Origin of the sequence: Bacillus sp. lyk4-R2A-2 (genome assembly GCF_030209735.1) — a bacterium.
Lineage (GTDB): Bacteria > Bacillota > Bacilli > Bacillales > Bacillaceae > Bacillus > Bacillus pumilus.
The window spans coordinates 88,322-102,829 of record NZ_JARVRK010000006.1; the positions used below are offsets into that span (position 1 = coordinate 88,322).

Consider the following 14,508-nt stretch of genomic DNA (forward strand, 5'->3'; position numbering starts at 1 on the left):
AATGCACTATGGCTGTATTTAAGATATAATTTTAATTACCAGTTCTTTAGAACGTGAATTTATATTGATCAAAGGAGGTTCATTTTCTTGCAGCTTATTCACTTCGCCATCCTATCACCTTTTTTACTCGCCTTTGTTGTACCTTTCCTTTTTAAATATGTAAGGCGTATACATACAGGGTGGTTTGTTCTCATCTTGCCGATTCTTTTATTCACCTATTTCATCCAAATGTTACACATTACCTCGAATGGACGAACGCTTTTCTCACAAGCTGAATGGATTCCATCTTTAGGGATGAATTTTACTGTATATGTTGATGGCCTTAGCTTGTTATTTGCATTATTAATTACAGGTATTGGCGCACTAGTGGTCTTGTACAGTATTTTCTACTTATCAAAAGAAAAAGAACAGCTTGGCTCTTTCTATACGTATTTGTTAATGTTCATGACCGCTATGCTTGGTGTGGTTCTCTCTGACAATATGGTGGTTCTGTACTTGTTTTGGGAGCTAACGAGTATTTCTTCCTTCCTCTTAATTGGGTATTGGTATAAGCGGGAGCGCTCTAGATATGGTGCAACCAAATCACTGCTTATTACTGTTTTTGGCGGATTAGCTATGCTTGGTGGCTTCATCCTCATCTACCTGATCACTGATTCATTCAGTATTCGTGAAGCAGTCAATCAGCTTCAGCTCATTATGGCATCACCTTACTTTATCCCTGCCATGATCCTGATCTTACTAGGTGCCTTTACGAAATCAGCGCAATTCCCATTCTATATCTGGCTGCCTGATGCAATGGAAGCACCTACCCCTGTGAGCAGTTATCTGCATTCTGCTACGATGGTGAAAGCCGGTATTTATCTTGTTGCCCGCTTCAGTCCGATCTTTGCTATATCAGAGGTGTGGTTCTGGACCATATCCATTGTCGGACTTATCACATTATTCTGGGGATCATTCCATGCCGTCCGGCAAAATGATTTGAAAGCCATTCTGGCCTACTCGACAGTTAGTCAGCTCGGCATGATTATGCTCATGCTTGGCGTCGGCGCAGCTGCGATTCATGAAAACAACCCTGCCTTTTTTGGCGCAGCCGTTCTTGCTGCTATTTTTCACCTCATTAACCATGCTACGTTTAAAGGCAGTCTCTTTATGGCAGCAGGTATTATCGATCACGAAACAGGTACTCGTGACATTCGGAAATTAGGTGGTTTAATGACCATCATGCCGATTACCTTTACGATTACGCTAATCGGTACATTTTCAATGGCTGGACTACCGCCATTTAACGGCTTCTTAAGTAAAGAGCTGTTTTTCACAAGTATGTTACGTATTTCTGAGATCAGCTTTACAGATATTTCGACATGGGGCGCTATTTTTCCAGCAATTGCTTGGCTCGCTAGTGTCTTTACGTTCATTTACAGTATGATGCTTCTCTTTAAAACATTTAGAGGTCGTCTGAATGTAGACCAATTAGAGAAAAAACCGCATGAAGCACCGATTGGCATGCTCATTCCGCCAATCATTCTCGCTGCACTTGTGGTCACTTTCTTCTTTTTCCCTAATATTCTTGCCTACTCGGTCATTGAACCCGCGATTGCTGCGATCATCCCGGAAGCCATTGAAACAGGAAGCCGTTTTGCAGTAAAAATTGAAGCGTGGCACGGTTTCCAGCCAGAGCTCTATATGACGATAGGTGTTGTTGTACTTGGTACAATCGGCTATTTAACGTTGTCAAAATGGCGTCCAATGTACAATATATTTAAGGAAAAATGGTCATTTAACACGTTATACGATCGTTCTCTAATCGGTTTAGAAAAAGGTTCATACCGCCTGACAAACAGCTATATGACCGGTTTCCTTCGTGATTACCTTGTCTATGTGTTTGGATTCATGATTATCGTACTTGGCAGCGTGATGTTCTATCAGCAAGCTTTCTCATTTGAAACAGAAAAAGCTGCGCCAATTGGCACGTATGAAGCAATTCTTTCACTTGTGATGGTGGCGGCGACGGTCACGACTGTATTCGCCCGCTCACGCTTAACTGCCATTATTGCTCTAGGTGTCATGGGATACACGCTGTCATTATTCTTCGTGATTTTCAGAGCACCTGACCTTGCCCTGACACAGCTGATTATTGAAACGATTTCTGTCGCACTGTTTTTACTTTGCTTCTATCATTTGCCGAAGCTGAGCTTGAAGCAAAAAACGAGAAAATTCAAATTAACCAATTTGATCATTTCAATAGGTGTTGGTCTCACTGTCACTTGTCTTGCTTTTGCTTCCACAAGTCAGCAGTCACTTGAGTCCATTTCAACTTACTTTATTGAAAACAGCTATAAACTTGCTGGCGGCGACAACATTGTCAATGTCATTCTTGTAGATTTCAGGGGCTTTGATACACTGTTTGAAATTACCGTGCTGGCGATTGCGGCACTTGGTATTTATGGATTATTAAAGGCACAGGCACAAGGAAAACGGAAGAGAGGTGTGCGGCGATGAGGAAAATTGATACGAATGATATGCTCTTACAAGTCACAACAAAAATCACAGCATTCATCATCTTGCTTTTTTCCCTTCACTTATTTCTTGCGGGACATAACAATCCTGGCGGGGGATTCATTGGCGGCCTGATGAGTGCCAGTGCTGTCGTCCTTCTGCTCTTAGCCTACGATCTGAAAACAGTGAGACGTATTCTGCCCTTTAACTTTATTTATGTTGCAGCGACCGGGCTGCTCGTCGCGATCCTGACGGGTATGGGATCCTTTCTATTCGGTGCACCTTTTCTATCCCATGCATTTGATTATTTTCAACTGCCGTTTTTAGGGAAAACAGAACTGGCGACAGCCGTACTGTTTGATATCGGTGTATATTTAGTTGTTGTCGGTGTCACCATGACCATTATTCAAACGATTGGAGAGAAGGAATAATGGAATTTCTAATGTCTATAATCGTCGGTATTATTTTTATGGCGGCGACCTATTTAATGCTTTCAAAAAGCCTTCTACGGGTCATCGTCGGTACTGCTGTTTTAAGTCACGGCGTCCATTTGCTTCTTTTGACAATGGGCGGCTTAAAAAAAGGAGCTCCACCTATTTTAAAAGAGGGGCTCACATCCTATGTAGATCCATTACCACAAGCATTAATTTTAACAGCCATTGTCATTGCTTTTGGTGTGACATCCTTTTTACTTGTCATGGCCTTCCGTGCCTTCCAAGAGCTGCGAACAGATGACATGGATCAAATGAGAGGAAATGATCAGCATGAATAATCTCGTGATCCTGCCAATTTTAATTCCATTATTAGCTGCTACACTATTGATCTTTATGAATAAGAACATCATGCTGTCGAGAGGCTTTAGTGTGTTTGCTTCGCTCTTAGCCATTGTCTGTAATGTGTATTTAGTCCAAACCATCTTTACTAATGGGATTCAAACTCTCTATTTAGGAGGCTGGAAAGCACCATTTGGGATTGCCCTTGTGGCCGATCAGTTTGCTGCGCTCCTTGTGCTCACCGCTTCCGTTGTTGGGCTAGTGACAGTTCTATTCTCCTTTCAAACAATTGGGAAGGAAAAGGAGCGGCTTTTCTATTACTCTGGCGTACAATTTTTGTTAGCTGGCGTAAGTGGGGCCTTTTTAACAGGCGATATTTTCAACCTGTTTGTCTTTTTTGAGTTGCTGCTAATGGCGTCTTATATGCTCATTGTGTTAGGCGGATCAAAGCCTCAGCTTCGAGAATCACTCAAATATATTGTATTTAATATCATCTCGTCGGCATTATTTATTGTCGGTGTCGCTTGCTTATATGCAGTCACGGGCACTTTGAATATGGCTGATTTAAGCGTGAAAATAGCTGAATCAGGGCAAACAGGATTAATCACTGTCATTTCTATTCTGTTTCTCATTGTATTTGGCTTAAAAGCTGGGATCTTCCCGCTTTATTTCTGGCTGCCAGGATCATATCATGCACCGCCAGCGGCTATTTCTGCTCTATTTGGTGCACTGCTGACAAAGGTTGGCTTATATGCGATTGCCAGAGTCTTTACGTTAATTTTTATACATGATACAGGGTTTACACATACACTCATGGCTTGGTTTGCCGCACTAACGGTGATATTCGGTGTGATTGGCTCTATTGCCTATTCTGATGTGCAAAAGATCGTCATCTATAACATTGTCACAGCAGTTGGGGTCATTTTGTTTGGGATTGCAGCCAATACACCTGCCTCACTCCAAGGGGCCATTTATTATCTCATTCATGACATGGTGATTAAAGGCGCTTTATTTATGCTGGCAGGTGCACTTTTTGTATACGCTGGCACAAACCACTTGAAAAAGATGGGCGGACTGATTCAATCTCAGCCTTTACTAGGGTGGATGTTTTTCATTTCGGCTTTATCCCTAGCAGGAATTCCTCCTCTGAGTGGGTTTGTTGGAAAGCTAAAGATTGTAGAAGGTGGATTTTCTGCTGGACACATGACCTTTTCTATCCTTGTCTTAATGTCCAGCCTTCTTGTCCTGTATTCGATTATGAGGATCTTCATACTCGCATTTTGGGGCGAGGATCAAGATATGCGAAGAAGGAAACCGTCGATTAAAGGAATGGTGTACCCTGGCGTACTGCTTGTGATCTTGTCGCTTGCCATTGGGTTAGGGACAGAGTTCATTGCCCCTTATATCAATCAAGCAGCGGAAATGCTCTCAACACCAGAAAAATATATTCAAGCTGTGCTGAAGGAGTAGATGAACATGGCCTTTCAAATATTACTAAACGCTCTCCTTGCCTTTACATGGATGTTTATGAATGATACATACAGAGCCGCAGACTTTGTATCAGGCTTTGTACTAGGGATGGTCGCCATTTTTATGCTTCGGCGGTTTTTCCCGCAGCGTTTTTACGGCTATGCCCTGTTTGCGATTTTCAAGCTCGTATTGATTTTTATTCGGGAGCTGCTTCTTGCCAATTTAAGTGTATTAAAGACCGTATTATCTCCAAAGCTCACCATTAAGCCCGGTATTTTCGCCTTTCGTACAGATTTGAAAACGGATTGGGAAATCACCATACTGGCTAATATGATTACATTGACACCAGGTACACTCGTCATTGATATTTCTGATGATCGTTCCATTTTATACATTCACGCGATGGATATTGAAGATGCAGAAAAAGCCATTCACGATATCCGGGTTTCATTTGAAAAAGCGATTCAGGAGGTGAGCGGTAAGTAATGGAGCTCATATTACAAATTTCACTTGGCATTCTTGCGCTGTCCACCTTTCTTTTTGTGATACGGGTTATCAAAGGGCCCTCTATTCCTGATCGTGTAAGTGCGCTTGATGCGATAGGTATCAATTTAATTGGGATGACAGCTATCGTTTCTATTTTGCTGAAAACGACAACGTTCTTTGAAATTATTTTACTGCTCGGTATCCTTGCCTTTATCGGCACTGTCGCTTTTTCCAAATTCCTTGAGAAAGGGGAAGTGATTGAAAATGATCGTCATCGCTAAAGCTATTGTCATTTTCTTCATCCTGCTTGGCGCCATCCTTTGTCTCATTTCAGCCATTGGCGTTCTTCGCCTGCCGGATGTTTATACACGTATGCATGCTGCATCAAAAGCATCGACACTTGGTGTTGTCCTCATATTAGTTGGGGTGTTCTTTCACGAATGGTTTCTTGCAGGGATTATTTCTGCGAAGATCCTACTTGGAATTGTCTTTATCTTTTTAACAGCTCCAGTCGGCGCACACTTGATCGGAAGAGCCGCCTACAATACGGGGGTCAAGATGGACAAACGAAGTGTACAGGATGATTATGGCGGTTTTCGTAACTTCGTGATTAAACGCAAAGAAGACTCGTACTTATAAACCGAAAGAAGGACCTCACATGTGGGGTCCTTTCTTTTATTTCTATGGAAAAACCTTTTTATGAATCAATCCAACCTAAAAAAGCTTCCGCTGCACCGGGAGCTTTTTTTATATGCGATCAATGACAGCAAGTGTGCATCTTGACGTACAGATGTGCCGGTCTCGATCATCTTTAATATCAATTTGAAATACCATTGTACGGCGCCCGACATGTACAGGAACAGCCGTCGCTGTCACTACTCCATCACGTACAGATTTTAAGTGATTGGCATTGATTTCAATCCCTGAGCAAACTTGCTGAGTTAAGTCTAAATGAGCCGCAGCTCCCATGCTTGCCACTGTTTCTGCTAGAGCAGCAGAAGCTCCTCCGTGCAGCAGTCCAAATGGCTGTTTTGTTCTGTGATCAACTGGCATTGTCGCTACGCATCGAGACTCATTACACTCTACAATCTCAATCCCCAGTGCCTCAAGCAGTGTATTTGATCCACTCACTTCCATCAGGGTTCTCTCCCTTCACACGTTTACAGCACACTTTCAGATTTTGCAATTAACACCGCTTCGGTTCGAGAGCCAACATTCAGCTTATTAAAGATGGACGTCAAGCTGTATTCAATCGAGCGTTTGCTCAAATGCAGCACATCGGCAATCTCTTGGTTCGTGTATCCTTTTTCCACTTCTCTGAGGATCAAACACTCTCGCTCTGTTAACAGCTCGTGATCGGTCTCCTGCGCCTGTTCTGGCTTTTCTTGCTGCTGTGAAATTAATTTCTTTAAATAGGATAGCTGAATGACAACTTCTCCTTGCAATGTGCGGTGTATGTATTCAATAATTTTGTCTTTTGTCTCTGTTTTACTAATTGCACCGTGCAATCCAGCCCGAATGGCCTCTTCAAAATAATCATCTACTTCATACCCTGTATAAATGATGATTTTCACTTGTTGGTTGGTTTCTAGAATTTGTTTCGCAATGTCCATTCCATTGATATCCCCGAGATTTAAATCCATCAAAATCACATCATAGATGGAAAAGTCATGCGTCTTTAAAAAGGCGGCTTCTGCATCAGGACTTAAACAATCGACTGATAGCTGCTGATCTGATTCTAATATGCTTTTTGTCCCTTCCATGACAGCCGGATGATCATCAATGACCAATATCTTCTTCATGTCTTCCTCCCTTTAAATCACTCACTTCCATTTTATATAAAAAACTTGGCAGATGCCAAGTCTTATTCCTTAATAAATCGTTACAATTCCATTTCAATTTTCACCTTCAGCCCTTTTTCAGGTGCGGTATGAATGTGAAGCTTCCCATTTAACGCCTTGACTCGTTCTCTGATCCCAGAGAGGCCCATGCTCATGGTGTGCTGATCAAGATGGCTTGCGTCAAAGCCTACTCCATCATCCTCGTAGTGAAGAACAACCTGATCTTTAATACAAATCAGCATTACGAGCACTTGGCTGGCTTGAGAATGTTTCAAGGCATTGGATAACAGTTCTTGAACAATCCGGTAAATATTCAGCTGGGAATCAATGTCCAGCTCTTTATCAAAGCGTGTCGTATTCAGCCGGATATGAAACGGTGCTTCCTCCTGGATTTGAGAAGTCAGCTTCGATATCGCCTTCACTAGACCTAAATCATACAGTAGCTGCGGCCGAAGTTCATGACATGTTTCTCTCGTGGTTTGAATCACCTTAGACATTTGCTCATTCCATGAGATAAGCGATTGTTCAATAGAAGTCGGGCATTGGTCATTTTGGAAATTCGTTAAAAACATCTCTGACTGCCTTTTCAGTGATATCAAATCCTGCAGCACAGAATCATGAAGATCTCTTGCTAAATCTGATCGCTGCTTTTCTTCCATCGCAAACATGACTTTTTTCAGCCAAGCTGGATTCGCTTCACGCTGCTTCAAATCTTCAAGATGCTCCATCAATTCTTCAATCTTGACGACATTTTCTAAACTGACACTTGTATAAAATGCCAATGTTTTCAGCCAAGAAATCTCATCACGCGTCAATTTTGGTATCCGTAAATTAGATAAACAGCAAATCACAAAAGAGTGACCGCCCCGCTCGCCAATTTTCATCATGAACCCTTTATCAAGCCCGACGATTTTTCCAACTTCACCTAATAATTCTTGAAATTGGTCTACATACTTTTTCCATAGCTCACTATCACCTGAAGATTCATCAATCTCTTCTATTTGTCCATCTGGCTTCACTTCAAGCACAAAGGCTTTATTAACAACTAGCACTTCTAAAATGGTGTATTTCAAATGATATAACACTTGGTGAAGTGATGATGCCTCGCGAATGAGCTGCGTAAATTTAAACACACTGTCCTGATAATTATGCTTCTCTGAAAAACGCTTCAGGCGAAAGCGAAAATCGATGATTTCTTTAAAGTAAAAGACTGTCAACATAAGAATATACGTGATAATCGTAAACTTCACTGTATAAAAGTTAGCACTAGGTTTTTGAATGAAATCAAATATGATAACCACTACTATAGTTGGTGTAATGGCTAAAAGGCAGTAATATTTGATCCTCCCCATAAAGAAATCCACATTATACAATTTATTTGACATAAATTGATAGACTAAGAAAAACGGAATTAATAATGCAAACGAAGCAAGAATATAAGGCGAAATAAAATACTTATGAAAAAAATATGGAATGATAAAGAACAGCATAAAAGGACTGAATGACGTGATTAAGACAAGTCCAAATGCACTAAGGACATTACCAATTTCCGTGCCTTTCCACCTTTTAGCTGATCTGAATGTGATAATAATCGTAATAAATGCAAGTGCAAAAAACGAAAGTAAGTTGAAAGCAGCTAAAACCATATTTTTAAAATAAATTTCTAAAACAAGATTTATAAATGGAACTGCATACAAAGAAAGAAGCACACGTACACTAATAATTTTCGTACCCAATTCCTTCAAATACTGATACATAAAGTGCATATATAAAGGAGGTACACAAGTCATTGTAGAAATGACGATAAAACCACTAATATACTCACCTTTACCAGAACCACCAGAACTGACATATGCTACAGCAACAGCCAATAAAAAAAGGGCAAGAATATATGCAGACTCTTTTTTCCTAGATTTGTTGATTTTTAAAATCATAAATATACAAAATAGACAGATTGAATAAAAAATGATCGGTATTAAGTAGATAAATAGATTTTCTTGACTTAATAACCTCACATTCTCTATGACAATTTCATCACCATGTCTATCAACAACTAAACTTTTGACGTTTGCTAAATAACCTCTTCTTACTTCTTCGGTTGGTTCTTTATTACCGTTCACTTCAAGGATGATATCGCCTTTTCTAACACCAGCATAATAACTGTCTGTAAAATCAACAACATCCTCTATTTCAAGTTGTCCGTCACTATTCACCGAAACGACTGCTCCTACAAAGATATTAAACACATTGATGTAAGAAATATAAATCACATAAATGAAGCTAAGGATGATTAAAATAACAGTTAATTTCGAGTAAAATTTTTGCATAGAGCCTCAATACTCACCAGCATCTCTCCATTTTTTTGATCTAATGGTATCTTCTTTCTGAAAACCTTCAACAATAATACTCGCAGTCACTTGATCAACGTGAAGTAACGATGCATTTCCATTAGCAACTTGCTTTAACGCCGAGGGGTTTCCCACTAGATAACTAACCAGTTTCTGAATGTTCATCTTCTCCATCTCCAATTAAAAAGAGTAACAGCTTTTCCTTTTTAGAAGCCTCTAAATGTAGTTTCTTGAATGATTCTTTAAACTTATTTCTGAGGAGGTTTCTCATAATAAATACATATTGTTGAACACCAGATTCTTTTAATTTATCCTTGAATTCTTTAGAACCTATGCTCTTATTCTCTGATTGAAAATAACTGAGCAAGCCTGAACTGGATGGGTTAAATTCATTTTTTAAATAGACAAGCGGTAGTGTTTGCATTCTTTTAAAATCAATATTCTCTTTATTAAAAAGACCTAAATAGTCATTTTCAAGCTGCTCTGCCATACCTAGATAATACGCATATTCTTCTACATTCTTTTCAAAAGAACCTGTTGCCAAAATAACCCCTAACACACAGGGTAACACAAACAGTGATCCTGCTTTTGACTTCATGATATCTAAACAATCCTGCTCATTCTTCGGCTCCAGTGTAATATCCATATGCTGCCCTTGCATTGACTGAATGGAATAGGAATATACATTGTTTAACAGCTCTGTTGCATGGTCAAGCTTTGAAAAGACTTCAAAACTCAATGTAAAAAGAACATTCGCCGCATTAATCGCAATTCCGCTCTGACATTTCATCCAAGGATACGAATCTTTATCCTGATCTTCGATATCATCTAATATATCGGCTGATAAGATGAGAAGTTCAATCCCTGCTGCCAATTGTGTAATCGCTTGCTTGTCTTGTCCGCCAAATGCCTCATAATGCTTGTAAGCCAATTGCCCAAAGGGAAATTCATTCTTTATATCTGTAAATTCTAGAAGCAGTTGTTGTAAATCTTTCTGCCTGACTGCATGTTGAATAAAATCAGACATATTCTGCTTGATTTTTGTATTCTCTAGATAGTTTAGCATACTCGGTCTTGTCCCTCACCCTTCCGCCTTTTATTTTACTAAAAAGACATGAGCAAATGTCCACTGACATCACTATTTAACAATTATATAATAATATATCCTTTTTTTGTATGTATTTGGATAAAAAAAAGACTTGATGATTATCAAGTCTTTAAGAAATTTTCACATATTCATATTTGTCGTATTGATCAATGCTTTTGTTAATGTTATGAAGAGAAGCCGTTGTTTCTCTAATTTCGTTTTCAAGTTTCCATAATAATTGTTTAAGTTCTTCGATTTCATACTTTTCCATCGATTCCACTCTCCTTTTTTGGAAGATCAATGTATTTGTGTATGGTGATTGGGTCATAAGTATTTGATCTATTACTAACAGTGTAAATGTAATTGAGTATTTTTTCACCGAAAAGTATGCACAAAATGTGTGCGTGATACCGCAAAATTCAATAGGTCTTTTTTCATCATTTTCTGACTTTTCAAATCATACTTTTATCTTAATTTCAAAGGAATTGTGTCACTAATGCAACAAGAATAGGCATCATTCGTCACACTTCTCTCATAATAGAACATACGATCTCTTCTATAACCTCGGTTTTGCGTGTTATAGGTCAGACGACAGACCCCATTGTGGACACCGCAATATTTTGGCGACATTCACCGAAATTGACCGCAAAAGTACCTATTTTTATGTTGGATTTATAAAGATAGAAAGATCATTTTGATTCTTTATTCTGATTTTCTACATACATTTAGAACAGATATCCGTCCAATTTCACGTCAATGAGAGAAGAGGTGACCATGTGTTTTACTATGTTCCTTACCCTGCTTTGCAAGGTCCCGCAATGAGCCTTGCATATTCGCGCACACCTATGACTTTTCCTCCAGTAGATGCCCACTCGTTTCAACGAGCCGCAAAGGAATCAGCCCGACTTGTTGCTGATGCTTCACTTATTACACAGCAGATTTCCAGCTCGCTTTCGTTTGCACAGCGGATCATGGAGGCTGCTGAGCGCTCTGATTCGGCAAGTGTCATCAGAATGCTGAAGCAAATCGGTGTGAAAAGTGGTATTGACATCCGCTTTAGTCCAGAAGGCATTCGTATCTACTTGTCTCTCGCCTCTAGCAGACTTTTTCTCCTTTTACAGTGGGCATAACAAAAAAAGCCGCTCTGACGTGAGCGGCTTTTACGATTCAAACATTTTATGACACCATTCAATGGCTTCTATATAACATCCGTAGGCTTCTTGCTTCGGGAGATTCCCATCTAACATCTCATGATCCCATTCATTTCGTTCAATCCGTTTGGCTACACCGAGTACAAATGAATAATCATTTTCATAGCCAAGCAGTGCCTCGCCAACTTCATCAGAAAGCGGCAGCTCTTTCACAAGTTCTGTGATATCTGCCCTGACAAGTGTATCGATGAGAGAAAACATACCTGTCAGCATATAAGAGGCTGGATGCTCTCGATCGGTACGACTCGCAATCAGTTCACACGTTTTCGCCCGAATGAAGGACATTTTGATAATTTCTTTTTGGCTTGAATTGGCTTGAACATTCAATTCTTTAAATGAAAGAATAAAGATCCAGCGCCGAATTTCATTAAACCCGAGCAGAATAATCGCCTGCCGGATACTTTTGATTTGATAAAGACGTCTCATGCCGCCTGAATTGAGCATTTTTAATAATTGGTATGATAGCGAAAGGTCACTTTCAATAAAATGGGTCACGACCTGGATATTCGGCTGTTCCTTGCTCAGCTCATTTAATAGCTGGTGGTACGCATGGAAGCTGGTTGATAATGCTCGTCCTGATATAACATGCGGCTCACTAAAGAAATACCCTTGAAACAAATGGAAGCCGGCTTCTAGCGCTTCTTCATATTCTCTTCGCGTTTCCACCTTTTCTGCAAGGAAGCGAAGTCGATATTTTTTATAGGTATGTAGAATATTTCTACGTTCTTTCGATGTAGTCTTTAGAAAGTCAATTTTTAAAATATCAATGCAATAGAGGAGTTCGTCAAGCAACTTGTCACTGAAATGTGATCCGCTTAGAAAAAAATCATCAAGTGCAATCGTATATCCCCATTTTTTTAACTCCTTACATCTCATAATAAGAGCCGGGGTAATCGGGACATTTTCTAATATCTCGATCACAAGCTGATGCGGATCAAAATAGGTGAGCAGATCAGACGAAAGTAAGCTTTCGGTGAAATTAATGTAGCATCTTTTGCCTTCTGTCAATGTTTCGATGCCGATATTTAAAAAACTGTTAATAATGAGGTCCGTTGTCGCTTTGTCACCATCTTCAGCGCTATATGTATTGGTTTCACTATCTCTATAAAGTAGCTCGTATGATACGACTTGTTCTTTTCTGTTAAAAATAGGCTGTCTCGCAACAAACACCCTCAACTGCTCCAATCCTCCTTTATGCAATGACAAACAAGATGTGCTTTCAGTATACCAAATGATTGCGCTTATGGTTCAATTTGAATCGGTGAAAAAATAAAAAAAGAGATCACCTGACTGGATGATCTCCTTTTCTTCCAACGTTAGCTTTCATAAAGCTCTAGTTTAATTTTATTTTTCACGTCATGGATAAACTGCATCTTGTTATCCCAGCATTTTTGACTCAAATCGACTGGATATTCTTCTGGTTTGCTGATTCGTTTATATTCCTCCCAGAAAAGTCCGAGGCTATCCTGCACATAGGCTTGAATCGTTTGAATATCCGGATTGTCATATACAAGTTTTCCTTGTTCGAAAATCGGGACATGTAGATCCTTCGCCACAAAGTTTGTGACAAATTTGCTGATAAATGTATGCACAGGGTGGAACATTTTTAGCTTATCCTCACTATGAACATCTTCCTCTTCGAGCGCAATGTAGTCACCCTCTGAGTGATGATTCAATTGGTTGATAATGCGGTACACACGTTTACGTCCTGGTGTTGTCACTTTCTCTGGGTTGGACGAAATTTTGATGGTATCATTCATTTTGCCGTTTTCTTCAATGGACACAAGCTTATACACTGCACCGAGAGCTGGCTGATCAAATGCTGTGATCAGTTTTGTTCCAACACCCCACACATCAATTTTGGCACCCTGTGCTTTTAAATTCATGATGGTATGTTCATCGAGATCACTTGATGCAATGATTTTTGCGTCATGGAATCCAGCTTCATCCAGCATCGTTCTAGCTTTTTTAGACAAGTAGGCAAGGTCACCACTATCAAGTCTGACACCAATAAAGTTGATCTTGTCTCCGAATTCTTTCGCTACCTTAATGGCATTCGGAATACCGGATCTCACGGTATCATACGTATCGACTAAAAAGACACAGTCTGTATGGGTTTCAGCGTATTTTTTAAATGCCGTATATTCATCACGGTATGCTTGTACAAGTGCGTGAGCATGTGTTCCTGACACTGGGATGTTGAAGCGCTTCCCAGCACGAACATTACTTGTCGCCTGAAAACCGCCGATAAGTGCCGCCCTTGCTCCCCACATTGCTGCATCCATTTCATGTGCACGTCTTGTTCCAAATTCTAGTGCTGTCTCGTCTTCAATGATTCCTTTAATCCGAGCTGCCTTTGTTGCAATCAGCGTCTGGAAGTTCACAATATTCAGCAAGGCGGTTTCGATTAGCTGCGCTTCGACAAGCGTTGCCTCGATACGCATAATTGGTTCATTTGCAAAGACAATTTCGCCTTCCCGCATTGAATGAAGGGAGCCTGTAAAGGATAACCCGCTTAAATAATCAATGAAATCGCTTTTATAACCGAGTTCGTCTTTTAAATACGCTAGATCACTTTCGGTAAAGGAGAAGTCCGATAAATACTCAATCGCTTTCTCTAAACCAGCAAATACAGCGAAGCCATTGTCAAATGGAAGCTTTCTGAAGAAGAGTTCAAACACTGCCTTCTTCTCATGAATGCCGTCTCTCCAATACGTTTCTGCCATGTTAATTTGATAAAGGTCTGTATGTAGTGATAAACTGTCGTCAATAAACCGATGCTCCAACTTCCATTCT

16 protein-coding genes are annotated in these 14,508 nt (G+C 40.0%); 8 read left to right on the plus strand and 8 right to left on the minus strand.

Going from position 1 to position 14,508, the window contains the following annotated elements; genetic code table 11:
- The first annotated feature begins 87 nt into the window (after positions 1 to 87).
- Genes QRN39_RS11365 through mnhG form a run of 7 tightly spaced genes read left to right on the plus strand, consistent with a single transcriptional unit; the run spans position 88 to position 5,864 of the window.
- Entirely contained in the window at positions 88 to 2,499 is a 2,412-nt protein-coding gene (locus QRN39_RS11365) for a Na+/H+ antiporter subunit A (protein WP_284907296.1), read from the plus strand.
- Entirely contained in the window at positions 2,496 to 2,927 is a 432-nt protein-coding gene (locus QRN39_RS11370; RefSeq protein WP_034620105.1) for a Na(+)/H(+) antiporter subunit B, read from the plus strand. The genes QRN39_RS11365 and QRN39_RS11370 overlap by 4 nt, the downstream gene beginning before the upstream one ends.
- Positions 2,927 to 3,268: a Na(+)/H(+) antiporter subunit C gene (locus tag QRN39_RS11375; protein WP_003213576.1), complete on the plus strand. Its 342-nt coding sequence runs from the start codon at positions 2,927 to 2,929 to the stop codon at positions 3,266 to 3,268. Before QRN39_RS11370 ends, QRN39_RS11375 begins: the two co-directional genes overlap by 1 nt.
- Positions 3,261 to 4,739 carry a Na+/H+ antiporter subunit D gene (locus tag QRN39_RS11380; RefSeq protein WP_034620106.1) on the plus strand — a complete coding sequence of 493 codons (1,479 nt, stop codon included), beginning with the start codon at positions 3,261 to 3,263 and terminating at the stop codon, positions 4,737 to 4,739. Before QRN39_RS11375 ends, QRN39_RS11380 begins: the two co-directional genes overlap by 8 nt.
- Before the next feature lie 6 nt (positions 4,740 to 4,745).
- Entirely contained in the window at positions 4,746 to 5,225 is a 480-nt protein-coding gene (locus QRN39_RS11385) for a Na+/H+ antiporter subunit E (protein WP_044140819.1), read from the plus strand.
- Positions 5,225 to 5,506 (plus strand): Na(+)/H(+) antiporter subunit F1, encoded by a 282-nt coding sequence (locus QRN39_RS11390; RefSeq protein ID WP_003213177.1) that lies wholly within the window; start codon positions 5,225 to 5,227, stop codon positions 5,504 to 5,506. Before QRN39_RS11385 ends, QRN39_RS11390 begins: the two co-directional genes overlap by 1 nt.
- Positions 5,490 to 5,864, plus strand: coding sequence for a monovalent cation/H(+) antiporter subunit G (gene mnhG / locus QRN39_RS11395; RefSeq protein WP_003213369.1), 375 nt, complete (start codon positions 5,490 to 5,492; stop codon positions 5,862 to 5,864). Before QRN39_RS11390 ends, mnhG begins: the two co-directional genes overlap by 17 nt.
- A gap of 108 nt (positions 5,865 to 5,972) precedes the next feature.
- On the opposite strand, the gene QRN39_RS11400 is transcribed toward mnhG, so the two are convergent.
- From QRN39_RS11400 to degQ, 6 genes are all read right to left on the minus strand, one after another.
- Positions 5,973 to 6,362 carry a hotdog fold thioesterase gene (locus QRN39_RS11400; RefSeq protein WP_003213775.1) on the minus strand — a complete coding sequence of 130 codons (390 nt, stop codon included), beginning with the start codon at positions 6,360 to 6,362 and terminating at the stop codon, positions 5,973 to 5,975.
- 23 nt (positions 6,363 to 6,385) lie between these two features.
- Positions 6,386 to 7,027: a two-component system response regulator ComA gene (gene comA, locus QRN39_RS11405; protein WP_003213500.1), complete on the minus strand. Its 642-nt coding sequence runs from the start codon at positions 7,025 to 7,027 to the stop codon at positions 6,386 to 6,388.
- Between the two features lie 80 nt (positions 7,028 to 7,107).
- On the minus strand, positions 7,108 to 9,393 hold the full coding sequence (locus tag QRN39_RS11410; RefSeq protein WP_253622277.1) for an ATP-binding protein: 2,286 nt from the start codon (positions 9,391 to 9,393) through the stop codon (positions 7,108 to 7,110).
- A gap of 6 nt (positions 9,394 to 9,399) precedes the next feature.
- Positions 9,400 to 9,588, minus strand: a complete 189-nt coding sequence (comX, locus tag QRN39_RS11415; protein WP_342496544.1) for a competence pheromone ComX — start codon at positions 9,586 to 9,588, stop codon at positions 9,400 to 9,402.
- Positions 9,557 to 10,480 (minus strand): polyprenyl synthetase family protein, encoded by a 924-nt coding sequence (locus QRN39_RS11420; RefSeq protein WP_284907298.1) that lies wholly within the window; start codon positions 10,478 to 10,480, stop codon positions 9,557 to 9,559. Before QRN39_RS11420 ends, comX begins: the two co-directional genes overlap by 32 nt.
- Positions 10,481 to 10,631: 151 nt before the next feature.
- Entirely contained in the window at positions 10,632 to 10,772 is a 141-nt protein-coding gene (gene degQ, locus QRN39_RS11425) for a degradation enzyme regulation protein DegQ (RefSeq protein WP_003213123.1), read from the minus strand.
- A gap of 505 nt (positions 10,773 to 11,277) precedes the next feature.
- Here degQ and QRN39_RS11430 point away from each other — a divergent pair.
- Positions 11,278 to 11,631: a YuzC family spore coat inner layer protein gene (locus QRN39_RS11430; protein WP_284907299.1), complete on the plus strand. Its 354-nt coding sequence runs from the start codon at positions 11,278 to 11,280 to the stop codon at positions 11,629 to 11,631.
- 30 nt (positions 11,632 to 11,661) lie between these two features.
- Here QRN39_RS11430 and QRN39_RS11435 read toward each other — a convergent pair whose 3' ends face one another.
- Positions 11,662 to 12,888 (minus strand): EAL and HDOD domain-containing protein, encoded by a 1,227-nt coding sequence (locus tag QRN39_RS11435; protein ID WP_212045764.1) that lies wholly within the window; start codon positions 12,886 to 12,888, stop codon positions 11,662 to 11,664.
- A gap of 140 nt (positions 12,889 to 13,028) precedes the next feature.
- Positions 13,029 to 14,498 (minus strand): nicotinate phosphoribosyltransferase, encoded by a 1,470-nt coding sequence (locus QRN39_RS11440; protein WP_003212630.1) that lies wholly within the window; start codon positions 14,496 to 14,498, stop codon positions 13,029 to 13,031.
- Positions 14,499 to 14,508 lie beyond the last annotated feature (10 nt).